Origin of the sequence: Chryseobacterium sp. SIMBA_029, from assembly GCF_046535275.1 — a bacterium.
Lineage (GTDB): Bacteria > Bacteroidota > Bacteroidia > Flavobacteriales > Weeksellaceae > Chryseobacterium.
In genome coordinates, this window is record NZ_JAWRXA010000004.1 from 359,809 (window position 1) to 382,533 (window position 22,725).

Genomic DNA, 22,725 nt, shown 5'->3' on the forward strand with positions numbered 1-22,725 from the left:
CATGAAACTGAAAATTTTACATATTGCATTACTCACATCCATTTTATTAATGGGGGGGTGTAAAAAATTTGTGGAGGTTGGCCCGCCTTCCAACCAGATAGCAAGTGAGACAATTTTTCTTTCAGAAGGAACAGCAACCGCTGCTATAAATGGACTTTACAATACAATGTCGAATACCAGCCTATCCTTTGCTGGGGGAGGGCAGACTGTATATTTGGGTTTATACGCTGATGAGATCTATACAACCTCTACAACTGCTAATGTTTTAGAATTTGTTGATGGTAAACTATCCAGCAGCAACAGCATCGTCTATAACAACTTTTGGCGCTACGCATATCAGGTAATTTATCAGTCAAATAGCTGCATTGCGGGCTTAGAAAAATCTCCGCTTGCTCCTGATTTTAAACAACAATTATTAGGGGAAGCATATTTTGTTAGGGCATACTGCTATTGGCAATTGGTTAATTTATTTGGTGACATTCCTTTAGTGCTGACTGCAGATGATTATGCTTCGGTCGTACAAATGAAGCGTTCACCTATTGCGGAGGTTAGAGCACAAGTTTTAACTGATTTAGCACAAGCAAAAATTATGTTAAAGCCTGAATATCCCACTACCGGCCGTTTTAGAGTCAATTATTATACGGTAATGGCCATGATCTCACGCGTGCAAACCTATATTGGCAATTGGACTGAAGTACTTGCTTCAAGTAATGAGGTCATTTCGCAAAGTTCATATTCGTTAGAGAGTGATTTAAATAAAGTTTTTTTAATAGGTAGCACTGAAGCCATTTGGCAAACAGGTTCGGGTAACCCAACTTATGGTAGCTACGAAGGTTTCGCATTTGTGCCTGCCACTTCTGCCACTATTCGCCCTGTTTACCCACTTCAGGCCAGTTTATATAATGCATTTTCCAGTACAGACAAACGTAAAATCAATTGGATTGCGGTTAAAACCATAGCTGGCGTAACCTATCAATATCCTTATAAGTATAAGATCAGGCTTAATGCCAGCACAACCACTCCAAAAACCGAATGTCAGATGATGGTTCGCCTAGGTGAGATATATTTAAACCGTGCAGAAGCTAAAGCACATTTGGGTGATCCTACAGCCATTGATGATCTGAACAAGATACGCAACCGTGCAGGATTAATCAGTTTATCAGGGCTTACCGGGCAGGCGCTTATTGATGCCATTTTAAAAGAACGCCGTTTAGAGCTGTTTGCGGAGTGGGGTTTACGCTGGCTTGATCTCAAGCGAACGGGTCAGCTTGATCAGGTGATCGGTCCATTAAAAAATACATGGACTTCAACTGCAAGTTTGTTCCCCATTCCAACTAGTGAGATACTCGCAGCACCAAACTTAACACAGAATCCAGGATATAACTAAAATTATTATGAGAAAGATATTTAGAACAGCCCTATTTATAGTGCTTGTATTTTCGTGCGCTTTATTACGTGCACAAACCATCAAACCATTAAAGATTGGCGATAAGGTGCCAGATGTATACTTCGCTAAAATGCTAAACTATTCGAAGCCTGATGGCCAACTAAGTGATTTTAAGGGAAAGGCTATCATTATTGATTTGTGGTTTAAAGAATGTGTGCCCTGCGTAAGCAGTATGAAGCATCTTGATAGCCTACAAAATGAATTTGCAAATGATTTGCAAGTTTTACCCGTTACTTGGCAGCCAAAAACAGATATTGAAAAATTCTGGAAAACCAATTTTGATGTTAGCGGATTGCAACTTAGTCTGGCGGTTGAGGATACAATAGTTCGTAAGCTATTCCCTGCCAGTTCGTTTCCTCATCAAATCTGGATAGATAGAAGTGGTACTGTGGCAGCGATAACCGATGGGAAAAATGCTTCTCGTGAAAATATTAAGAAGTTGATTGGGGGTAAGGCAATTGGTCTTGTTGAGAAAAAGGATGAAATGGATGCCTCTGTTAGATATGCATTAAATCCTGACATTACAATACGATATGAGCAGAATAAAAATAAAGTACTATTCTATTCTTATTTCAGTACTTTTCGAGATGAGTTAACTGGAATGTCAAGCTCTCAAGTAGATACTATAAATAAAAAAGTAAGAATAATTGCGAATAATTTGACACTGGTTAATCTCTATGATTTTGCGTATACTAATAACTCAGGTGAAACCCATCATTATCCAACACGTATTATTAGGCGAGATCATAATCCTGTTGAGAGTGGGTTGGGTGTTAAATTCGACTCAACCAGGCTTTTTTGTTACGACCTAATCTATAAGGGGACATCAACAAGGGGATTTTGCAAATATATGATTGCAGATCTTGATAGATCTTTTAAAGTGAAGAGCCATGAAGAGCTCAGAAATATTCCTTGCTACGTAATCAGTGCCAATGGTAAAGGAGTAACATTTCGTAAGCCAATTGTCGAAGATGGTTCAAAACAGGTTAAGAATGTAAGTATGAAGAAAGATGTAGTTTTAATAGCAAATAAACAATGGCCCTGGTGGTTAGAGCGAAATCTAAATCAATATGAAAAGGAACTTATCCTTTTTGAAATGGGGAAAGAAAAACAAATAAATTTTGAAGTAAAGTGGAATTTAGATAATTTAAAGCAGATGAATAAAGAACTGGGAAAATATGATCTTAAAATTCAAAAAACAAAAAGGAAAAGAAAAGTAATCATTTTGGAAGACGCATAATGTTTCTTCTTCATAAAAATAGGCCCACAAAAAAAAAATGTGGGCCTATTTTTTATTGGTAATCTTTTAGAGCTGGTGATCTCCTTGAATAATTGTCGGTTGTCCCACTGGCTGTTGAGTATCTGGATTAACTGATTGATAGTATACAGCGCATTCCATTTTTTCCTGTCCGCATTCAGACCTCTTATTAGGTAGATTATCAGGACCTATATAGTTTCCGGATAGATCGAACCATTGTAAATCAGTATCAGCTGATTTTACTGTTTTTTTCTCTGGAGCAGGTGCCATAGCAACTGCTGCGGTTAGACCTGCTGCTACAGCTAGCAGTCCTAACATACTTGTTAATTTTTTCATGATATAAAATGTTGTTTAGTTTTGCCTACTCTGTTATGGGTTTTCGGCTTGGCCCTATTTCTGGTTATTAATTCATTGCTATATTGCCTTGGTGGTTCTGTAAGTCACTTTTATGCAAATAAATCCCTGCTACGCACATCAGCAGAAAGCTGATATTAAAAATAAGGTGTTGCTTCCAGGTCATTGCAGATAAAACCCCGCCACAGGTACAAGTCGCTTTTGTAGGATCAATAAAGACTACATAAAAAACATAGGCGGTAAAAACAAATAGTAGTCCGGCAGAAAGCCAAAGGCCGTATAAGCGGACTGGTCTTATGAGTAATAGTAAAACTGCTAATAACTCAATCCCCGGTAAAAAGTAGAACAAGAAATCCTGATATCCACCTGTTGTTGGATTCCAGCTTAATTGCCTGTAAAATGCCTGATGGTTTATCCATTTGCTTAGTGCCGCATAAACCCATAGCAATAGAAGAAGTAAAATAATAATTTCCAAAATAAGATTCTTTGTTTTCATGGCCGATAGAGTTATCTTGATTATGAATTTGGTGCTGTTTGATTCGTGTTAATCTGTAAACTTTCTTTATAACAGATCATACTTTACTTAGTCATTTTCCACTGACCACCATCTTTAGGCGGAGGATCAGTATCTATCGTAACTTCATGGTTTGAAGGTTCCGTTAGCATGGTCGTGTTAGTGCTATCTGAATCTTTGGCTGTTCCTTTCATTGATGATTGATAGGTTTGGATTTGTATATCTTCAACTTGATCTTCATCCGTTTGCCTGCATGAATGCAGCGCAACAATTCCCGCTATTATTAAAATTGATGAGATAATTTTTTTCATGGTGATTGATTTTGAAAATTATCCCGGCCGGTTTGCTTAGTAGAATTCTGTAGTCGAAGGTATATGAGTTTTACCTGCCATAAAACTGTTATCCGGGCCAATTGATAAATTAGTACGTACTTATTTATCAATTAGCACCGATCAAAAAATCAGGAAAAGCCGATGTTTAAACGATGTAGTGTTGATTTTGTAAAAATGGCCGCCGGTGGCTTTAATCGACTGATTTTTCATAAATTTATGAGGAAAACTCTATCAAATTAATGCTTAATCGTTTTAAACTTTACGTTCTTGTCTTATTGATTTTCTTAGTTAAACCTCTTTTTGGACAAAAAGAGGAGTATAGTGGTTTTTATCTGATCAAAAGACAATATGAAAACCGCGCCGATAATGACGCCCGTGCGTTGCCATTGATTAGGCAATATATCCATAAAGCAAAAAGCGAAAAACAGTATTTTAGGTTAGTGGAGGGATATCTTGACGGTATTCAGTATTCTGCCCAACCACGCGATAAATTAAGGTATGCGGATAGCGCAATATGGGCATCACGCTTAACAAAAAACGATAGTGTGATGAGTAGGGCATATTTGCATAAAGGAATAGTTTACTATTTTAATTTTAAGAAATATAAACTGGCCTTGGGTGAATACATGGTAGCCTATGAATATTCAAAAAAGACGAATGATGAATACCATAAAAATAGGTTGGCCTATCTAATAGGCGTAGTTAAGAGTTATGTTGGACATTATGATGAAGCATTGGAATTGTTCAAGCAAACTAAAAAGTTTTTTGAGACAGAATCCCGGAAAAATGTAAATCGCAATCTGATTTATGGAAACATAAGAGGATATTACAATAGCTTGCATCAAATGGCTGTTTGTTACCGTTATCTGGGTAATTCAAAATCAGCAGATTCCCTGACGAATATTGGATTGGCGCTGACCAGTGGAAATAATGAATTCAGACAAGAGTATGGATATTTCCTGAAGGAAAAAGGCATCCAGCAATTTCGAGAGAAAGACTATCAAAATTCCATCAAGTCCTTAAATGGCTCGCTGATTTCTATAGCCAGTGTAGATGATTTTGCCTGGGCAACCGTGTGCTACTCCTATATTGGAAAGTCATATCAGGCACTTGGCGATCTCCGTGATGCGAAAATTTATTTCCAGAAAGTAGATTCGGTATTTCAGAAACATAATTTTATATTACCCGAACTTAGAAATAATTATGAGCAGTTCATTGCTGAATATAAGAAAGAAAAGAATCCACAACAAGAGCTTTACTATACCACGCAACTTATTAAAGCTGACAGCATTATTGGGCAAGATTTCGCGTATTTATCGTCTAAAATCCATAGGGAATATGATACGCAGTCACTACGGGAAGAAAAATCAAGACTTGAACGTAAATCTAATCGTAGTACCTGGATTAATTGGTCTTTAGGTATTATCACTTCACTTTTGGCGATCATACTACTGTATCGGTATGCAATGGAAAAGAAAGTCCGTACTAAATATAAATTGTTAGAGCAGAAGATCCTTAAGGGAAATGATCTTGATTTAAGTGAGCTTGCAAAGGCAAGAAATAACGCTAAACTCGATATAGAACAGAAGATTGTTGAGGATCTGCTGGCCAAACTTCGCGGGTTTGAACAGAAGAACGAATTTGTTGAAAACGGCCTCACAATAAATAAACTAGCGCTGAGGTTTGGTACTAATAACACCTATCTTTCGCAGGTGATTAATGAGTACAAAGGCATGAACTTTAACCGATACCTGAGTGTGTTACGGATTAAGTATATTACCGATAAGCTCTATAAAGAAAGAAAATATCTCCGTTACAAAATAGAAACGCTGGCTGAGGAATGTGGGATTGCCTCCAGAACCAATTTCTCAAATCTTTTTCAGGACTTAAACGGGATACGGCCCACAGATTTTATCAAAAAACGAATGGAAGATGTTGCTGGGGAAGAAAATAGCGGGCAGTAATATGAAATAAGCTAATATCGTTTTACTGTTCTAAAATTATTAATTTCTATTATACCTGCACCATATTACAGTTTGTTCCTTTTAAATTTTACAATTTCTTCTGGTCCGGTAATTTCGGTTAATGGGATATTGAAATAGAAGGTGGTTTTTTGTGATACCGGAATACCAAAAGCATTATTGGCCTTATAATCATGTGCAATTTTCCAGCCTTTAAAAAATGGTCGGTAGTTGGTTTTTATCGTCTCGGCCTTTTTGCTGTAAAAAGAAGCGCTATCATTGTACATGGTTTGTTTTGCCGAAGCTTTAAGCATTACTTTCCAAGCTTGCTTTTTTTTAGTCTCGTTTTTAATTGTATCTGCAGTGTAACCTGCTGCTGCCAATTCGGTAAAGGCGGCAGTACTCTTATCGAGATAGTGAGAAACTGTATCTGCATAGGCCCTGTAAGTAGAATCATCCTGATACGTTGTGAATGCACTGTCAAGTTTACCAAATGTTCCTGCTTCATAACCGTAGGTGTGATTTTCTCTTGCTTCAAACAATTTTGCAATCAAAGCTTTTGCTTTTTCATCAGGAGTACGTGGCGTTTTGTTACATCCACCGCAAAGAAGTAACAGCAGGATAGGAGCGAGCGTAAGGTATTTCATTTTATAAAGCATTTGTTAAATATATAATTTTAAAATGCACGAAGGAGTGACAAGGGCTTAACCTTTTTCTTCCACGCTTATAACCTAGATAAAAAGCCAAATATTATTTTTATGGGTATTTACCTGTTTAAAGAATGCATTAGGGTTTAGCGTTGTGAGATTTTTGAAGTTTTTGATAAAGTGGGATTGATCGTAGAACATATTGTCATAGGAAAGTTCCGTTAAATTCTTTGCATGTTTCTTAGTCGCCACGGAATTTCTGAAACGGTGTATTTTGCGGTACTCTGAAGGCGATTTTCCGAGGTATTTGAGGAAAAGTTTATTGAGGTAACCTCTGGAAATATGATGCTTTTCTGCAATATCAGAAATCATATGATCTGATTCTACATCACGCATAATTTCGTCCATTAAACTGAGATTCTTGTCCAATAATTTGGATAGCCAATAGTTTTCAAGTTCGCGAATTTGTATTTTTCTTTTTTTATAATTTAGAATTTTCTCCATCTCTGTTTTAAAATCATGAAAAGCATCAAATTCTATAATATTCTTTTGCCGAAGTATAGTACTAAAATCCCTGATGAAATGGTTTAATCCTAAGGGCTTAAAGTAAATGGTAATTTCTGTGACAGGTTTTTCATAAAATATTTCGACGGGTGAAGCGTAGCGCCAGACCAGATCAGCAGAAACATTTGTCTGATCAGAAGGGATAATGGTCATTTTATTTTCTTCCAATAATACATCGGTATTAAGGCTAACAGATATAATGCAGTAATTATTGGGAAAAGTCCAGTACTTTAGAGATTGTCCGGTTTCATCTTGCAGGATGAAGTAGTATCCTTTAATATATTTTTTAAGGATACTATTTTTTGGTTTGTAGAATTTGATTTTCATTTGCCATTTTTCAAATTAAAGTTTAGGATGATGATTTAAGGTTTCTCAGATTAGACACGTTAAAACATTCCAGACTTTCTACACTGGCAATCCGGCCAAAGACATTGAGTGAAAAAAAATAGCGATATGTAAATGTACATCTATTAACGAAATAGTCATGAAAAATGGCAGGTATTTTTAAAAAGTAAGCATTCTATTTTGTTGTAAATTTGCTTGGTAACTATGAAAGATCAAAATCAAACTATATATGGAAGGATATCAAGCTGCTGAGAATATTTACTGGGCGTTCAGCTCATCTGCGCAGGCAGTCGCTGCGTTTATTGGCTTTATTTCTGCGGGTTTCTTTTTTAGCCACGACAGGATGGATCGTGCCGTTGAGCGTGATGAAACTTTGCTGGAAATCTATAAAGAAATCAAAGATCAGCATTTCAAAAATCTCCGGAACTTGTTATGGTTCACAGGGGCATCTATTGTTTTCAGTTTGGTAGTGGTTTTCCTTAATGGATTTGATACAGGTTGCGTAATGAGCGGTTTTGCTTTGTTGGTCGCCGCACTTAATATATATACGATCACCAAAGCAGTATTATTGGTAATCGCTATGGTAGATCCGGGTCAAGTTGAAAAAACTGCTGATAAGCTCATTGTAGAAAGTACAGGTGAAGTTTCTGGTGGATCGCCCACTAAAACAATTACCAAGGGTGAGTTTCTCGAAAAATTTATTGAACTAGAACAATTGGCTCGAAAAACCCTCGAAAGCAGAGCATATGAACAATCTGATGGGGCGCATGGCCACCGATTTTTACCCTTTTCAGAGGTGATAAGACAACTTTCCCAATTGAAGGTAATCAATTGGCGAGAGGCCGTTAAGCTTATGGAAGTGTCAAAAATGAGAAACCTTGTTTCGCATGGTCAGCTTGAAAATATTGAAAACAGGGGCGAGATAGCGCTTGATGAACTTATCCAGACCTTTAAAAATCTTTAGGTGATTCAAGTTGTATATGGGATATCCGAGATATCCCCGCAAAAATATGCAGCTGTTTTCGGCAAAGAAGGGAAGGGGTACGAAAGGAGCTGCGCCGATTTAACGCCCCAAAATTTTCACGAAATCGATCGTGATGGTTTTAGAGTCATTTTTTTAACAGTTCAAGTTCAATGATATTATTATCTTTTTTTAATCTTTCTATCGCCAGTTTTTCTACATTTCTAACGGTCTCTGCGCCTGTATGAAAATTTCCCGAAGTATCTGTGAAATCGGGTAATCTGCCCTCTGTGTATAATTTCTTAACATTAGCACCGGGATCATTCCTATATTGCAAATAATATTTTTTAAAATCAGCCAAATTAAAAGATGTTTCTTTTGTTTCCTTACCGCGTTCCGGATATCCAATCTCCTTCAGATTTGAAATTTCAGCCAGTTCAAAGCTATGGCTGTTGGTACTATCTTCTATCTTAATAATGAGCCCAGGTAACCCCTGAAATTTATAGGGTCCGTCCTGAAGTGGAATCTCCGTTGTAAACCACGCAGTCCACCTTCTTCCGCCAAAATTTGTTACTGCTTTTTGGGTGTTAAATTCACCTATTTTTTGTTTATCCGGTAAGACTTTCCATTCTATTTTCCGATCATCATCAACTTTAATTCTATCCAAGCCGTAGTCATTCGTCTTATAAAATACCTTCCCATCTATTTTTTCTATTCTGTATAAAATAATTAAATCACTGGGGGGCATACCAAATTTTCCTTGTTTGGAATCTGCTATGATGGTAGAATCCGAAATGTATTTTCGCTGGCTGGAAAATATAGATATTTTATTACCTATATCTAAAAACATAGGCTCTTTAAGTACATTCTGCTTATTGGTAGAGTCCGGTACAAATCTATACTCGTATGTAAATCTTTTACTTTGTGCGAGTAAAGATTGTGTGCAGATAAAAAGAATAAGAATAATATTTTTCATAATGATATGTTTTGGTAATGGTAAATATAATGAATTCAAGAATGCAGTTGATGATAGTGTTGAGTTTAGTGGCTCATTTTAAGAATGTTATATAAGTGTGCAAGTCGTTTCTTAAATTGGGATATCCGAGATATCCCGAAGAAAAAATATGCAGCTGTTTTTGGGAATGGCGGGAATTGGAAGGGGTACGAAAGGAGCTGCGCCGATTTAACGCCCCAAAATTTTCACGAAATCTATCGTGATGTTTTTGGGGCCGCCCGATACTTTTGGCTGTTTATTTTAGATTTTAATGGGCTGAGTCCGAAGGTCTTTAAGGTTTAAGAAAAAGCCCCTGTTTTCGGTCATTCCATTTCTAAACAGATTCCAAAGTAAAGCGCAACCCAATTGAGCAAGAGCGGAATTGATGTATAAATCCTGCTTTTCAAGTGCTTCTGCCACAGAACAACTTGGGGTGTCGTCTTCAGATTCCGATCGTTTTAATAAATCCCTAAACTCCTCTGTCAGGAAAGGCAGATGAGCTACAGTTTCATATTTCTCCGATTTGGGCTGTTCCAATTTTCCAATAGTGGATAGTATAACTTGTCCTGTGTGTTTGCCATTGCCAAAATCCATCCAATACTTTGGTGTGTTGCGATATGCCCATCTATCGAAAGTTGAATTTAAAATTTCAGCAATTTGAAAACGGGCGCATACACTGTCTACACAGGAAATGTAAATATTTGCTTTTGCATGTTCAGGTGATTTCCCTGCTTGATTCTTTTCGAATTTGATCGTTTCTGCTTTCCAGTTTGTTCCTGACCATCGGTTCGCCCTGTTAATGAGGGCAACTGATTTATATAATCCAACCTCGGACTTTGCGAAGCGTTGCCTGTGTAAATTAGCATCGGTAATGATGTCATCATCCCACAATCTAACAAACAATCCTGTATGCCCTAGTTCAACCAAACTGTGGTTCATTTCAAGCAAAGCGGTCAATACCTTTGAACCTGTACCCCCTGCACCAATCAGGTTAAGCTCGATTGGGTTGGTGGGATTTAACAAATCGTGATCGGTAAAATGGATTCTGGTTTTTGGTATCATCGCAGTATATTTTTAAAGGTTCTGTTGGTTTTTGTTAATGATTCTGTAGGGAAGGCTTGCGCTGTTTTAATCAATTTTTTCCAAAGGCTGACAAGGTTTCCTTTGATCGGGTTGTGACTAGCCATAAGGTGGCTGAAATAAGAGTTAAAAAAATAGTTTTCCCAAGTGGTGGTAAATTCTTCTAATGATACCGTCTTTTTAATCCTTACCTCAACGGTTCCCATACATACTGCACCATCAGAATTTACATTAAAGAAGGGGGCATGATAGAGTGGCGTTTTTTCTGTGGGTCTGCCACTTGTTTTCAGGGCGTAGACAGAAATCCTGTGCCGGTTCGCTATCCAGAGCATAGGAGGCATCAATGCTTTACCGCCTGGAATACCTAATTTTTCTATGAAAAACAGGTTTCGTAATTGGGTTTTAGTGTACCAGATGACTGTTCCATCATATTGGGGGTCAACCTGCAATATATGACTGCCGATAATACCATTGGATTTTAAAAACGGCTTCTGATTATCACTTTCTATTTTTAAGGATTTGGCAAGTTGGCTCGCTTCCCTTATAGTCAATGGGTGGGCATTAATTAAGCACCCGTTTTTGTCCATGTCGAACGATTCAACATAACAGTCTGGATTTGATCGCTGTGTCTGATAAAATATCAAAGCTGATTTGGGGTAGTAGAGTGTTCCAAAATCTTCTCTAAGGTCAGTTAAAGTGTCCATTATTTTGTTTTTTATAGGTGTTAAGCAGATATATTAATTCATCCAACAGATCAAACAGGCGGTTTTCAAAATTGAGGTTGTTGGCTGTTATGGGGTTATCGTCAAAACGTTTGGAAATCTTTGGCTCCTGTACATCGCCATATTCATTAAATTCATTGTTGATGCACTCCGAAAGACTTTCAGAAAGCCAACCTGTGCTATCTGCCCAAAAGGAAATATATTTTTCCATCGCGACAGTTTCGTGTTCGTAATAATCATCCTCATTTTCATTGATCTCTGGCGCATTTCTGAAAATGGATGCAGTAGGGTAGCTCTGGTAAAGACTAAAGACTTCCTTTGCCATTTTCAGGCATTCTGCATCAAAACTGTCACGGGCTTTAAATTGCTTTAAACGATTTTCAAAGGCAGACAATGTTTTGCGGTTGTATATCTTTTGTTCCACCAAATCGCCAATGTGTTCTGCCTGTTTCAGTTCGTCCTTACAGTGTTGATTATCTACCTCTTCATCATCCTGCGCAATCCAATTTTCCATCATGTCATACTGCCAAAAGAGATAAGCATCTTCCTGCCTGTAATACGGGACATCTGCGATATGGTATAAGTAACTGCAAACCGAAAGCAGTAGTTGGGCGGTTTTCCTTCTTGCTTTATTTTTCAGCATTAAAAAAAGCGGTATTACAGGGATATAATATAAAGTTAATCCCACACTGCAACATTCCTCTGTCACAATGAAAACCTTCTTTTTTTCCTGTACCACCCGAATATTTTCCAGATTATAAACAGTGCTTTTTAACTTGTTTTCGGTATCCCACAGGGAAAGCGCTATATTGTAGGGATATGGAAACTGTGCTGTTTCGATTGGATTAATACCGTAGTGTTTTACAAGTTTGGAAAGGGACAGGTAATAATCCCTTTCCACTTTACTTAATCTCTTAGGAGCCTGTAGGGATTGCGCTGTTTTCAGTTTTGGCAGGAAAGTAGTTTTTAGAAAACCATTGGGAGCATGGCTATCGGTACAGACTGGCGTTTGTCTTTTCGGATTTCCTGTGCATCCCGTGTCCGTTCCATCCATTTTGAGAACTCGCAGAGTTGCCTGTTCAACTGTTTTTGCCGTTTTTCTTCGGGTGTTTTTATGGTTCCCGATATGATATGTGGTTGCATGGTTCATTTATTTAAATTTTTAATTTAACCTTTAGTGCCAATCACGCTTTCAAACTGATATTGTACTTTATCATCCTTAATTTTAGGTGCTGATATTTTAGCGGTTGTTAAAATGGGATAGGTGTTGGCGTAGAAATTAAGGACGTTTTCAACGCTCCATTTTGGTTCGGGATCGGTCAGGGTAATTTCCTGTTCTTTTTCTTTGAGTATAAATACTCTTTCGAGTTGGGTAGCTAATAACATGCTCATTGATTTTAGAGTTAAATAATGATTCTATTCGCCAAATAAGCTTGGGGCAAGAAATTTTTCGAGTTCTGACATTCTTTTGCGGATGGCTTCGCTGTGTTCTGGAAAATCTGCAATTTTTGGTAAAGCCGTCCACGATTCCTTATACCTGCGTTCTTTTTCAAGATCAGCAGATTTTGATAGGGCATCCTGAAATTTTTTGTCTTTTGCTTCTTTTTCTTTTTTCTCTTTTTCGCCTTTTTCCTTTTCCATTGCCGACTGTCTTTTAGCTTCCTCTAACTGTTTCATAAAGGATTCCATATTGACCATTAACCCCGAAGCTCTTTCAATCGGTGAGGTAATGGTTCCAAAAAAGTCCTCGTCCAGTTCCTGTACTGTTCCCCGTAGGGTGCAGGGGACAATCAGTTGTTTGGCGTTGTCGCCACAGTTTTCGTTTTGAAGCAATGCAGATACAATCCAATTGCTTTCTGCGCCCTGTGTGATGGTGATCTGTAAATTACCTGTAATGTTCATTTGGGCGATCTGACTGAAAAAATTAGTATTCATAATTTTAAAATTGATGTGTTTGTGCTTTCAGCATTAATAGTTTTTCGTATATATCCTGCCAATACGCCTGTTGATCAGCATCGGTTGGAATTGGAGGGTCATGTGTCAAGTCTTTGAAGTCCTGTGCCTGTTCTATTGCTTTTTCAAGGTCGGTCACTGTCATTTTTTGACCGTGTATATCTACGATCGTTATAGGTGCTGTTCTAATGACTATCGTTTTCTTATCCCCATTTTGCCCGATAAATTTTTCAATAGAAGCCCTTGCTTTAAGGTTCATTTTATCGGCATATTCCTGGGCTTCCTTTTGGAATTTGAAACCCCCGTGGGCTGTATTCCACGTTACTTTTGTTTTATGCACCAATGAGGGGGTTTTCTAGGCATCGTAGGTCGTTCCAAGTATTTCAACCTCACGCTTAACGCATAAAATTTCAATATATATGATCTTGTCTCCTGTCTCGGGGTAATGGGTGGATAGTACCAAATTTTCGTTTTCGTCAATAATTTGAAATTTCACGTAATCGTTGTCGGTCAGCATGATATTAAATAGATCATCCATGTTGAACATGGTATCTAATGTGACCCGCTCCGCAAATTTTTCGTAGGTTATAATTCCGATTTTCATATTGTTATTTTTATATATTAAATTGTATTCATTGGCGATTGGACTGCCTATTTATCGCCTTTGGTTGTATGAATGGGTTCTGCTCCGTCAAAAAGGAAATGGATTCCTAACTTTAATTTGGGGTTACATTGGGTTGTTGCCGTATATTCAATAAGGCAGTGAATGGTAAATAAAGCATTATAGCCATCAAATAGTTGATCGGCAAACCATCGGTGGTTTGTGTGCAATCTGCTACCGCATTTTTGTATGGCGTTCTCTACATTACGCACAAGACTGTACCAAAAATTAGCAGTGATTAAAGTTCCCTTCCAAGCACTTTTGTTCTGTTCTTCATTTTTCAGGAAACGCTCTATTTCTTTTGAAATAAACAAAGTTATGTTGGGTAGTTCTTCGGGTAGCAGATCTGCAAGCATTTTCCCCTTTTCTACATTGTTCATTCGCTCTAGTGATTTCATGTCGTTGCTGTTTTATCGTTATTTTGATATTTTTTTTATCTTGACAATGGCAGATTCGGGGCATTTCTCGGCTGTCATAACCTGTTCTTTTGCACCCTGCTCTCCACTTAGGGAAACGACATAGAGGTTTAGATTTCCGTTATCGTGTTTGAGGGTGGCTCTATAGATTTCGATTGTCATTATTGTGGTTTTTTAAGGCAACCACTCAGGTGGGGTGGTTGCCATTGGTTAGAGATTAATTGAAGCAAAGTGCATCCGTACCGATTTTTTCAAAAGAGGTACATAAATCAAATGCTTTTTGTGCTTTCATTTGTGCAGTACCGCCCATGACAATGGATTGCAATTTGGCTTCGCCATCTTTGAAACTGCGTACATTCTGATAGTAGCCTGTCACGGCATTATATGCCCCGAACAAAGTTCCTTTTGTCGTGTCCATTTGCTGACTGCCGGATATCATAGCGTAAGCAAAGGCATCTTCAACGGTATTTTTGAATACGGTTGAAATTTCATCTTCATTTCCTTTATACAAATGTTCCAATGTTTCCTTATTTGGGCATAGTGCCAATTGAATAAGGCGTTTAACTTCCTTGTCATTTACACGCACTTTTGCCCATTGGTTAAAAATCCCTTCCATTTCTGTACTCATTTTGCTTGCCAGTCCCATTACTTTGTGGGCATCCTCTAGTCGTTGTTTAGCCCCTGCGGTATGTTTGATGCGTACGACATTGGACATACTGCGCAATGAAGCGTTAAGGGTATTCTGGCAAACAATGCGAATAGGGGTAAAGGCGGCAGTAATACTTCCGCTACCATCGTGGGAGGTGGTTAAGAAAATATACTTTTCGGTTACATCATCGCCGCTGCCCACACGGATATAGTCGGGGAGTTTGGCGGTGATAAAAATACGTTCCCCGTTGCCTAATGCTCCTGCAGTCTCGTACAGGATTCCGTCCCCACCGCCTACAATGGCATCAAAGAATGAAAAGGCTTCTTTGTTTTGTACAATATGGTAGTCTTTACCCACGACACCGAGTGTGGTATTGTTGTCGGTGCGCAAGGTCGCAAAATGGTTAGGCAGTAAGATATCGGAAGGTTCTTTGATTTCTCCATCGTTGTCAATAGACATTGTACCGCCTTTTGTAAATAGGGGGGCTTTGATGACTTCGTAGTCCAATCCTGCGTGTTTAATTGCCTGTTCACTTGTGGGGTGATTTTCGACGATTTGCCCTAAACCGTGCCATGCTTTTTGCTGTACAGAGAAAAATGAATATTTACCTGTCTGATCGTTGAAATTTAAGTTGTGTGCCATGATATTGAATTTTAAATTGTTAGTGTTGAATTGATTGATTGATTGATGTGGATTAAAAAGGGAGGTCATCATTTTCGGGGTTGCTACCGCTATGATTATCCTCTTGAGTTACATTTTCCACCACTTTTTTTTCACCCCTTTTTAGAATTTTGAATTGCGAGGTGTGAAAATTGATTCTTGCTTTAGGTTCCCCGCTTTGTGTTGTCCATGCCCTTGCAGTTGCCCATCCTGTGAGTTCTACCAATGTACCCTGCGTGAGTACGGGTATTACCTTTGGCGATTGCCAAAATGAGCAGTCTACGTATTCGGTTAAGTTTATCCACTCACCCTGTTTGTTTTTGTAGCTGTCGTTTACGGCAATGGAAAAGTTTACGACTGATCTTTCGTCTTTCAGGATGCTTGCTTTTGCATCTGCTGTTAGTCTTCCGATGATGTTCATGTCTTTAGATTTTAAATGTTATACAATACTGTTGGCTGTGTCTTTCTCTGTTTTGCCGTTCCGCCTTCCAAATAATTTTTTCAAAAGAAAAAACGGAAAAAAAGAAAGCAGACAACTACTGCGGTCAATAGCGAAAAACCAGAAGGAAACGGAATAATTGGAGGGGACCCATTTATGGGGAGGAAACCGTTTATGCCGTAGTCTTTTGGTGGGTATAAGGGTAGGCTGACCGCATTACCTTGGCTGCCTTTTTGTCCGTTTCGTTTGAAAATATATCATCCGCTAATTTTTAGCTAATCATTAATATCAAAGGATGTTAAGCGGGGTAAAATTTTGTAAAATATATAAGGAGATATCACAACATAACTGGAACTATGAAGAAAACTAACAGATCACTGAGCTTCTTTGGAGTCATGTATTTTTACCAAAAGAAATATTTTTTTTATTCTGTATATTTCAGAGTAGCTACACTATTATGACCAGCATTATACCTAAAGAAAATAGAGTTAAGGAATTATTGAATTTCGGAATATCAGAAGTATTTGTGAGAAATATTGGAAATATTCCGGAATTAAAATATCGAATTGAAGATGTAGAGGGCGCATACTTTTATTTGCCAACTATATTGAATTATAAAATACTAAATGGAAAACGGATCGTTCCTATTTTCGATTGTGGAGAAAGTTTTACTGTTCTTATTACTGACAAAGAAGGCGAAAAAATAATAGAATTTGAACTTGAAAATGATCAGGTTTATAAAGATTATGGAACCAACGTAGATTTGATGTTAATGGACCTAATGATTGACTATTATGACGACCATATTGATGATGAAATTGATCTGGAAAAATATATTTCTGTGGGTTCAAGAATTGGCTTTAACAAATCAGAAGATTTATTTCACTTAAGAAATTTGCCAATAGACGACTATAACTCAAAATCAGAAGATATGGACAATTGGAGATTAGAAATCGCAAAAGAATTAAATATACTGTAGCTAACAAGATTTTCGATCCAGGGGGAAGTGCAAAGTTGAACAGCTGGACTTCTATATAATTTTGTCCAAGACTGAATATTGTGCTTCGATTGCTCTACCATCATAAAACTCAAAAGGGCTAGCGGTCAGGCTAAAAACCTGCTGTATTATACAAATAAGTTAACGACCAAAATATAAATAAATGCAAAATTCAGAAAAAGAAAACAGCGAACAGACCTTAAAAATGAGCATTATGCGAGTTTTTGCTTATTTATTTTGTGTATTTCTCATTTGGCTTGGATTTTATACATTGACAAGTTCCCCGACGACTACGAAAGATAAACTGCGTGGAAGTGGAGAAATTGTGGCTGGCTGTGTTTACTTGTTTGTAGACATCAGGATTTTAATCACAAAAAATAAACGTCCGAACCGTTAACAGCTGTTTCAAGCAATTGCGAATTTTTATATTCAGAAATCAAAATTACTATTGCAGGAGTTAAAAATTATATTTGGCAATGGCCTTAATTATTTCTGGGTTCTTAATGTGTTTTATCTCGGTAATCATGCTTTTTGTCCTGAATTTTTTCCATGATCCGTTATATTCTGAAACTAGAAAGAATAAAAAATATTCCTTTGCAAACGAATCAGGGTATTTAGCAATGAATTCGTATATGGAATCGAAGGATTGCTTTGATTGAACATTTTTATACTGCAGTTGAGCGACATTCGTAAAAAAAGAATAGATTGTTTGCTCCATGCGATCACTATAATCTTTATCCGCCGGATTAAATTTAGTCATTACAAAAGCTTTGTGTAACATGTCACGGAATACTGGCAAGTGGTTTTTATAACCTTTTGCGATTTCTTTTTCAAGTTGTAATCCCTGGAGCAAAAACTGTATATTATTCGCTCGTGTCAGGTAGGCGAACATTTCTTTATTATAATGATATTTTTGGAGAAATGAATTGTAATATTCCATTCTGAATGCATAAGCAGTAACTAAATCATTATATAACGCAAGGGGATCGTTTTGATATTTTACCGTTCTTAAATCTGGAAACCGATCACCCTTTATACGTCTAGGGGTAAAAAAATTAGAAAAGGTGTAGTTGATTGCATTATTTCCTGCGGCTTGGACAGTATCTTTGAATTCCTGGTCATTCCATACGATCACCCTGTAGGTAAGATTAACATCATCGCCAGGGGTAATCAGAACTGGTCGTTGATTAATATAAACCATACTAGGCTTATCATAAATATAATTTATAATATAATGAGAATTATCTATTTTTTCTAAGGTGAACCTATCGGAATTCTGAGTTTGCTCGGATGATTTATCTCTTAGATATTCTTTCATAAATTCAAGGTCCGATTTAGTCAGATCGAATTGTTTATTAAATTTAATAAACAACGGTTTTTCAATAACCCTGTACTTAGAATTTTCAAAGGTGATTACCACCTTAGCAGTTCTTTGAGCAAGGGCAGGTAATGGAAGGATTAGAATTAATAGGATGATGCGTAGTTTCATAATTGGTTAGGGTCTTAGATACTAAAAACCTCCCGATTCAGTAAATCGGAAGGTTTTTAAGCATTAACTGCTTGGATTTTTGATTATAAATTTAATTAGCACCAAAAATTCCCCGTTGCTTCGTTCATGCACAAATTATGATTATTTGGGTCATAGTTAGGCAGGCCGGCACAATTCCCGGGCGAGATTGTATTCGTTACCTGATTGAGACAAAAAATATAACCTCCTACTGGTTCGCAAAGTTCCGGGCATGGGTTACCATTATTTCCGCCAGGCCCTCCCTCTCCTGGCAGTTTTCCACCAATAATGTTTTTCATTTGCGCGCGAGAAAGTACTTCATTCTTTATTGAGAGGAGCGCATTTAGCTGTTGTTTTTTCATTTTTCTTAGATTAATAGTTTATTATATAGTTTAAAATTGGTTTTCGGATTTTTAAGATGAAATATGAAATGTTGATTTTATGATTTTGTTTTGATTAAAGATAGAGAATTTAAAGTTTAGGGCAAATTTTTTGACCATTGATCTTTAGGTAGTTAACGCATTTGTTTTTTCTTTAAATGATTGTAAAAAAAATATCTCACTGGTGTGATATTTTTTCTATATTAACTATTGCAATGATGAAAATAGGCAGATTAAAACAGTTATAAAACGAAATTAAACATTGTCGATATATTTGGTGACAGGTAGAAATAATCAATGTAATAACATCATACCGTATGAAAATAATAACCTGGAACTGCAATATGGCTTACAGGAAAAAAGCCGACTTCATTCTGACCCATAAGCCGGACATTTTAATCGTTCCCGAATGCGAGCATCCGGGCAAGCTCTTATTTTCGGTTGACACACCAAAGCCAACAGACGTTCTGTGGTTCGGAAAAAATCAAAATAAAGGACTTGCAATATTTTCCTACAGTGATTATCGATTCAAGGTTCTTGACGGCCATAACCAGGATTTGAAAATGATTATTCCAATTGCGGTTACCTGTGGACAATTTGACTTTAACTTATTTGCAGTTTGGGCTAATAATCCAGCAGACCGAGAAGGACAATATATTGAACAGGTTTGGAAAGCTATTCACTATTACGACTCCTTACTGACGAGCACAAAGACCGTTCTTGTTGGCGATTTCAACAGTAACAAAATTTGGGACAGACAGCACAGAGAAAAAACGCATTCAAGTGTTGTACAACTTTTAGAAGATAAAGGGATTTTTAGTACTTATCATTTACATCATAAGCAAGCGCAGGGAACAGAAGAGCATCCGACACTTTACATGTATCGGCACAGGGACAAGCCGTATCATATCGACTATTGCTTTGTCTCAGCAGATCTGCTGGAAAAAATTAAGTCTGTGGAAATTGGCGATTACGATTTTTGGACCAAATATAGCGACCACGTCCCAGTAATTGTTACCTTTAAAGAGGAGTAAATAGGGCGGAGATCCCTTGATTTTCCTCATAACGCAAAGGGTCGAACCTTGTGGATTTGCTAGCAACCACTAGATAACTAACTCGAAAATGAACGAAATCATTCTAACTTTAACTGAGAAAAATATTCTGGATAGTTTACTATATTCTGCATCAAAATCAGATCCGTTAAAGAAATCGCGAAAAATGGGAAGGATTCTTTTTGGAGTAATTTTTCTATTACTGACCTTGATTTTTTTGTTTCTGAATAAATTTATTGCAGGTGTAGTTTTTGTGGTTGCAGCTATTACTTTTATTTTATTTCCACAATATTTAAAAATTTATTATAAAAAATATTTTACTAAACTTTCCAAATCTCAAGAGAATAAAAAACTTATTGGACTTGAATACAGAACGACATTAAGTGAGGACTATCTTGAAAGTAATAATATTTATGGAGAATCGAAATTTTTTTATAGCAATTTTGAGTACATATCGGAGACCAAAGAAAATTTTTTTATAAAACTTAAAACTCAGGTTTTTATAATGTTTCCCAAATCCCAAATTGAAAAGATAAATGAACTAAAGCACTATTTTCAAGAGGTTTGCACCAGATATCAAATTGAATACATTAATGATGAAAATTGGGTTTGGAGATAGTCTAAACAACAACGATAGATGATCAGATTAGATTTCCCCTGGAGCATTGCTAACCGTAAAGTCATTTACACGATAATCCAGGAACACCAGAATGGCCCATATTTTATTTATGTTCAAGACATACTGATTGGTAATATCCAAAAAGTAGATGGACATTGGGCGCAAACAAGCGGAGATGAAATTTTGGATGATATCATCGAGAATATGGGCATGTTTATTCAGGAACAAGCAAATATTGCGGAGCTATCTAATGAGATCAAAGCACTTTGGCCAAAGGAAGTCGTTGCTGTTGAAATGATATCGGATGCAGCGTACCTGATCATCATTGAAGATGAAATTGATTTGGCGAAATTTGAAATTGAATTTCGAGATCAGATTACCGACTGGGTCGACCAGCAATGGCAGTTGAAGTTTCAGGTTACTAAAAGAATCAGCGAAGAAAGCTTTGAGGTAGATGTTAATTAGACCCCACATTATATTTTTTATACTTGCAAACCTCTGCTAATAAACCGTCTTGCAGCGGTATCTTCCGATTTTTTCAATCGGAAATTTAGCGTAAAGGCAGACTACTGGAAGCGAGGTGCAGTAACATTCCTTTCCCAATTTTAAAATTTTTAGGTTTGCCTGGATATAGGAATACGAAATCTAAAACATTTGGGGGGTAACAAAATAAGCGGCCACAAGTGCCACTATACCCATTAGAAACAGTTTAAGGTACATGTTTCGGTCAGGAGGTGTTTTGCTGATAAGACAAGCGACGAGCATCCAGAGCATCCACACGGCAATCCACGCAAAAAGCACCAGACCGTATATAAGACCAGTCAAATCATATGCGCCGCCACCGGTCTGTCCGCCAGATTGACTATCGAGCACTACCAAAGTCAGGATGATAAAGGGAACAACTAGAAAAGCTAATCTTAAAATTAATTTTTTACTGGTTTTGCTCATAGACATAAGTATTCTTGGTTACAGATCTAGTGAATATTTGATTGTTTAAATTTATAAAAAAACTAATTACCACGCTTAACTTTAACAAAGGTTTGAAAATCAGGAAGGTATAATTATTGCATGTTTAGCACAAAAACCTTTAACTATGAATATTTTTAAAAACGCAATTGTAGTTTTAGCCCTGATCTTTTCAGTATCAAGTTGCGCTGATTCCAATAAAAAAATCAAAGCGGAAATAGATGAAGTGAATCCTAAACTTACGAGCTCAAACTACGTAAGCACCCTTTTGAGTTCGGTAAAACATTCTTCCAATGAACCCTTTTATTATTTGTTTGTAAGCCATGAAGCTTGTTATTTCGAAATCCTGGTGAATGATTTACCCGTATATCATAATTTTGAGCTGGGACAAGTTGTAACGCCTATTGATATTTATTCTGCAATCAATAAAACAGGTAAGCAAACCATTACCTATAAATTATACCCTCAAACGGAAAGCAAGGAAGGAGAAGGTGTTAAAACATTAGTGGATTTTACCAATATAAAAATAGAAGTTTTTCAGCGTAACAAGGCGGATACCGGTAAAAATGCCTTTGCAAACGAGAAACCAGTAATAACACATACCAGCTTAACGGAAGCAGATGGCAGAACCTTTGTGGGGAAAGGGAAAGATTATTACGAGTACAGTTTTACGTTTGATGCAGCCTTGCCCTATGAAAATACGGGCTGGGAAAATAGTATTGACCTGAGTAAAATGGATCAGAAAGAATTACTGGCTAAAACAGAAAATGCCTACAAGCAGGTTTGGCAAATGAAAAATCAAGAAAAAGTTGATGATTTTTTTGCACTGCTATTTAACAAAGAAAAAGAAAATGCACAGTGTGAGTACAGTACTAAAACTGATTTGGAAGAATCATTGGCGAATTATCTGGAACCTCGATCTGCAAAAGACTCTAAGATGCAGCCGCTGGAAAATTATAAAATGGTATTGTATGGGGGAGGACGTTTGGTCCGCTTGGAGCAAACGTCTGCTGACAAAAGGTTAAGAGGTGAGTCAGCACTATGGTCAAAATATAAAGATAAGGATGGCAATGTTATTGCCAATTTCATTAGTCTTTATCTTCATATTCCAAAAGAGAAAACAAATTTTGAAATTATAAGATAGATAAATGTAGCTTGTGTTTAATGTAGGGGCGGTAGTGAATTTTTTAGCAGAACCAAAATCGATGTCGGATTGGGGAATAAGAGCCGTGCACTTTAGGGATTCA

The 22,725-nt window shown here is 37.1% G+C and carries 30 protein-coding genes; 10 read left to right on the forward strand and 20 right to left on the reverse strand.

Features of this window, described 5'->3' with window-relative positions:
• Position 1: 1 nt before the first annotated feature.
• Positions 2-1,387 (forward strand): RagB/SusD family nutrient uptake outer membrane protein, encoded by a 1,386-nt coding sequence (locus SB679_RS09405; protein ID WP_410701990.1) that lies wholly within the window; start codon positions 2-4, stop codon positions 1,385-1,387.
• A 7-nt stretch (positions 1,388-1,394) separates the two neighbouring features.
• A complete protein-coding gene (locus SB679_RS09410) occupies positions 1,395-2,687 on the forward strand; it encodes a TlpA family protein disulfide reductase (RefSeq protein WP_410701991.1) in 1,293 nt (430 codons plus the stop codon).
• A gap of 66 nt (positions 2,688-2,753) precedes the next feature.
• Here the strand turns inward: SB679_RS09410 and SB679_RS09415 are convergent, their stop codons facing one another.
• From SB679_RS09415 to SB679_RS09425, 3 genes are all read right to left on the reverse strand, one after another.
• Positions 2,754-3,041: a hypothetical protein gene (locus tag SB679_RS09415; RefSeq protein ID WP_410701992.1), complete on the reverse strand. Its 288-nt coding sequence runs from the start codon at positions 3,039-3,041 to the stop codon at positions 2,754-2,756.
• Between the two features lie 67 nt (positions 3,042-3,108).
• Positions 3,109-3,555 (reverse strand): MauE/DoxX family redox-associated membrane protein, encoded by a 447-nt coding sequence (locus tag SB679_RS09420; RefSeq protein ID WP_410701993.1) that lies wholly within the window; start codon positions 3,553-3,555, stop codon positions 3,109-3,111.
• 83 nt (positions 3,556-3,638) lie between these two features.
• Complete coding sequence (locus SB679_RS09425) at positions 3,639-3,884, reverse strand: hypothetical protein (RefSeq protein WP_410701994.1); 246 nt, start codon at positions 3,882-3,884, stop codon at positions 3,639-3,641.
• 260 nt (positions 3,885-4,144) lie between these two features.
• On the opposite strand from SB679_RS09425, the gene SB679_RS09430 reads away from it, so the two are divergent.
• Positions 4,145-5,869, forward strand: coding sequence for a helix-turn-helix domain-containing protein (locus SB679_RS09430; protein WP_410701995.1), 1,725 nt, complete (start codon positions 4,145-4,147; stop codon positions 5,867-5,869).
• A 65-nt stretch (positions 5,870-5,934) separates the two neighbouring features.
• Here the strand turns inward: SB679_RS09430 and SB679_RS09435 are convergent, their stop codons facing one another.
• On the reverse strand, positions 5,935-6,513 hold the full coding sequence (locus SB679_RS09435) for a hypothetical protein (protein ID WP_410701996.1): 579 nt from the start codon (positions 6,511-6,513) through the stop codon (positions 5,935-5,937).
• 84 nt (positions 6,514-6,597) lie between these two features.
• Positions 6,598-7,404 carry a helix-turn-helix domain-containing protein gene (locus SB679_RS09440; protein ID WP_410701997.1) on the reverse strand — a complete coding sequence of 269 codons (807 nt, stop codon included), beginning with the start codon at positions 7,402-7,404 and terminating at the stop codon, positions 6,598-6,600.
• A gap of 247 nt (positions 7,405-7,651) precedes the next feature.
• Between SB679_RS09440 and SB679_RS09445 the strand changes: the two genes are divergently transcribed.
• Positions 7,652-8,386, forward strand: a complete 735-nt coding sequence (locus tag SB679_RS09445; RefSeq protein ID WP_410701998.1) for a hypothetical protein — start codon at positions 7,652-7,654, stop codon at positions 8,384-8,386.
• Between the two features lie 145 nt (positions 8,387-8,531).
• Here the strand turns inward: SB679_RS09445 and SB679_RS09450 are convergent, their stop codons facing one another.
• The 12 genes from SB679_RS09450 to SB679_RS09505 all read right to left on the reverse strand — a co-directional run bounded on the left by SB679_RS09450 (position 8,532) and on the right by SB679_RS09505 (position 15,939).
• Positions 8,532-9,359 (reverse strand): GLPGLI family protein, encoded by an 828-nt coding sequence (locus SB679_RS09450; RefSeq protein WP_410701999.1) that lies wholly within the window; start codon positions 9,357-9,359, stop codon positions 8,532-8,534.
• A gap of 279 nt (positions 9,360-9,638) precedes the next feature.
• Positions 9,639-10,439: a PRTRC system ThiF family protein gene (locus SB679_RS09455; RefSeq protein ID WP_410702000.1), complete on the reverse strand. Its 801-nt coding sequence runs from the start codon at positions 10,437-10,439 to the stop codon at positions 9,639-9,641.
• Positions 10,436-11,161 (reverse strand): PRTRC system protein B, encoded by a 726-nt coding sequence (locus SB679_RS09460; protein WP_410702001.1) that lies wholly within the window; start codon positions 11,159-11,161, stop codon positions 10,436-10,438. Before SB679_RS09460 ends, SB679_RS09455 begins: the two co-directional genes overlap by 4 nt.
• Positions 11,145-12,329, reverse strand: coding sequence for a hypothetical protein (locus SB679_RS09465; protein WP_410702002.1), 1,185 nt, complete (start codon positions 12,327-12,329; stop codon positions 11,145-11,147). The genes SB679_RS09460 and SB679_RS09465 overlap by 17 nt, the downstream gene beginning before the upstream one ends.
• Before the next feature lie 17 nt (positions 12,330-12,346).
• A complete protein-coding gene (locus SB679_RS09470) occupies positions 12,347-12,565 on the reverse strand; it encodes a PRTRC system protein C (protein ID WP_410702101.1) in 219 nt (72 codons plus the stop codon).
• 30 nt (positions 12,566-12,595) lie between these two features.
• Positions 12,596-13,114 carry a PRTRC system protein E gene (locus SB679_RS09475; protein WP_410702003.1) on the reverse strand — a complete coding sequence of 173 codons (519 nt, stop codon included), beginning with the start codon at positions 13,112-13,114 and terminating at the stop codon, positions 12,596-12,598.
• Positions 13,115-13,118: 4 nt separating this feature from the next.
• Complete coding sequence (locus SB679_RS09480) at positions 13,119-13,475, reverse strand: hypothetical protein (protein ID WP_410702004.1); 357 nt, start codon at positions 13,473-13,475, stop codon at positions 13,119-13,121.
• Positions 13,476-13,487: 12 nt separating this feature from the next.
• Positions 13,488-13,736 carry a hypothetical protein gene (locus SB679_RS09485; protein WP_410702005.1) on the reverse strand — a complete coding sequence of 83 codons (249 nt, stop codon included), beginning with the start codon at positions 13,734-13,736 and terminating at the stop codon, positions 13,488-13,490.
• A gap of 47 nt (positions 13,737-13,783) precedes the next feature.
• Positions 13,784-14,191, reverse strand: coding sequence for a hypothetical protein (locus tag SB679_RS09490; protein ID WP_410702006.1), 408 nt, complete (start codon positions 14,189-14,191; stop codon positions 13,784-13,786).
• Between the two features lie 18 nt (positions 14,192-14,209).
• Positions 14,210-14,371, reverse strand: coding sequence for a hypothetical protein (locus SB679_RS09495; RefSeq protein WP_410702007.1), 162 nt, complete (start codon positions 14,369-14,371; stop codon positions 14,210-14,212).
• Positions 14,372-14,426: 55 nt separating this feature from the next.
• Entirely contained in the window at positions 14,427-15,500 is a 1,074-nt protein-coding gene (locus SB679_RS09500; protein ID WP_410702008.1) for a DUF932 domain-containing protein, read from the reverse strand.
• A gap of 52 nt (positions 15,501-15,552) precedes the next feature.
• A complete protein-coding gene (locus tag SB679_RS09505) occupies positions 15,553-15,939 on the reverse strand; it encodes a single-stranded DNA-binding protein (protein WP_410702009.1) in 387 nt (128 codons plus the stop codon).
• A 475-nt stretch (positions 15,940-16,414) separates the two neighbouring features.
• Between SB679_RS09505 and SB679_RS09510 the strand changes: the two genes are divergently transcribed.
• Together SB679_RS09510 and SB679_RS09515 are read left to right on the forward strand one after the other, a co-directional pair.
• On the forward strand, positions 16,415-16,936 hold the full coding sequence (locus SB679_RS09510) for a hypothetical protein (protein WP_410702010.1): 522 nt from the start codon (positions 16,415-16,417) through the stop codon (positions 16,934-16,936).
• A gap of 181 nt (positions 16,937-17,117) precedes the next feature.
• Positions 17,118-17,351 carry a hypothetical protein gene (locus tag SB679_RS09515; protein WP_410702011.1) on the forward strand — a complete coding sequence of 78 codons (234 nt, stop codon included), beginning with the start codon at positions 17,118-17,120 and terminating at the stop codon, positions 17,349-17,351.
• 60 nt (positions 17,352-17,411) lie between these two features.
• On the opposite strand, the gene SB679_RS09520 is transcribed toward SB679_RS09515, so the two are convergent.
• On the reverse strand, positions 17,412-18,443 hold the full coding sequence (locus SB679_RS09520) for a hypothetical protein (protein ID WP_410702012.1): 1,032 nt from the start codon (positions 18,441-18,443) through the stop codon (positions 17,412-17,414).
• A gap of 95 nt (positions 18,444-18,538) precedes the next feature.
• Complete coding sequence (locus SB679_RS09525) at positions 18,539-18,823, reverse strand: hypothetical protein (protein WP_410702013.1); 285 nt, start codon at positions 18,821-18,823, stop codon at positions 18,539-18,541.
• Between the two features lie 335 nt (positions 18,824-19,158).
• On the opposite strand from SB679_RS09525, the gene SB679_RS09530 reads away from it, so the two are divergent.
• From SB679_RS09530 to SB679_RS09540, 3 genes are all read left to right on the forward strand, one after another.
• Complete coding sequence (locus SB679_RS09530) at positions 19,159-19,875, forward strand: endonuclease/exonuclease/phosphatase family protein (protein WP_410702014.1); 717 nt, start codon at positions 19,159-19,161, stop codon at positions 19,873-19,875.
• 88 nt (positions 19,876-19,963) lie between these two features.
• The gene (locus SB679_RS09535) at positions 19,964-20,512 is read left to right on the forward strand and encodes a YcxB family protein (protein WP_410702015.1); all 549 of its coding nucleotides are present in this window, start codon (positions 19,964-19,966) and stop codon (positions 20,510-20,512) included.
• Positions 20,513-20,530: 18 nt separating this feature from the next.
• Entirely contained in the window at positions 20,531-20,977 is a 447-nt protein-coding gene (locus tag SB679_RS09540) for a hypothetical protein (protein WP_410702016.1), read from the forward strand.
• 180 nt (positions 20,978-21,157) lie between these two features.
• Here the strand turns inward: SB679_RS09540 and SB679_RS09545 are convergent, their stop codons facing one another.
• Positions 21,158-21,460, reverse strand: coding sequence for a hypothetical protein (locus tag SB679_RS09545; RefSeq protein WP_410702017.1), 303 nt, complete (start codon positions 21,458-21,460; stop codon positions 21,158-21,160).
• A gap of 145 nt (positions 21,461-21,605) precedes the next feature.
• Here SB679_RS09545 and SB679_RS09550 point away from each other — a divergent pair, with 145 nt between their 5' ends.
• On the forward strand, positions 21,606-22,622 hold the full coding sequence (locus SB679_RS09550) for a hypothetical protein (RefSeq protein ID WP_410702018.1): 1,017 nt from the start codon (positions 21,606-21,608) through the stop codon (positions 22,620-22,622).
• Positions 22,623-22,725 lie beyond the last annotated feature (103 nt).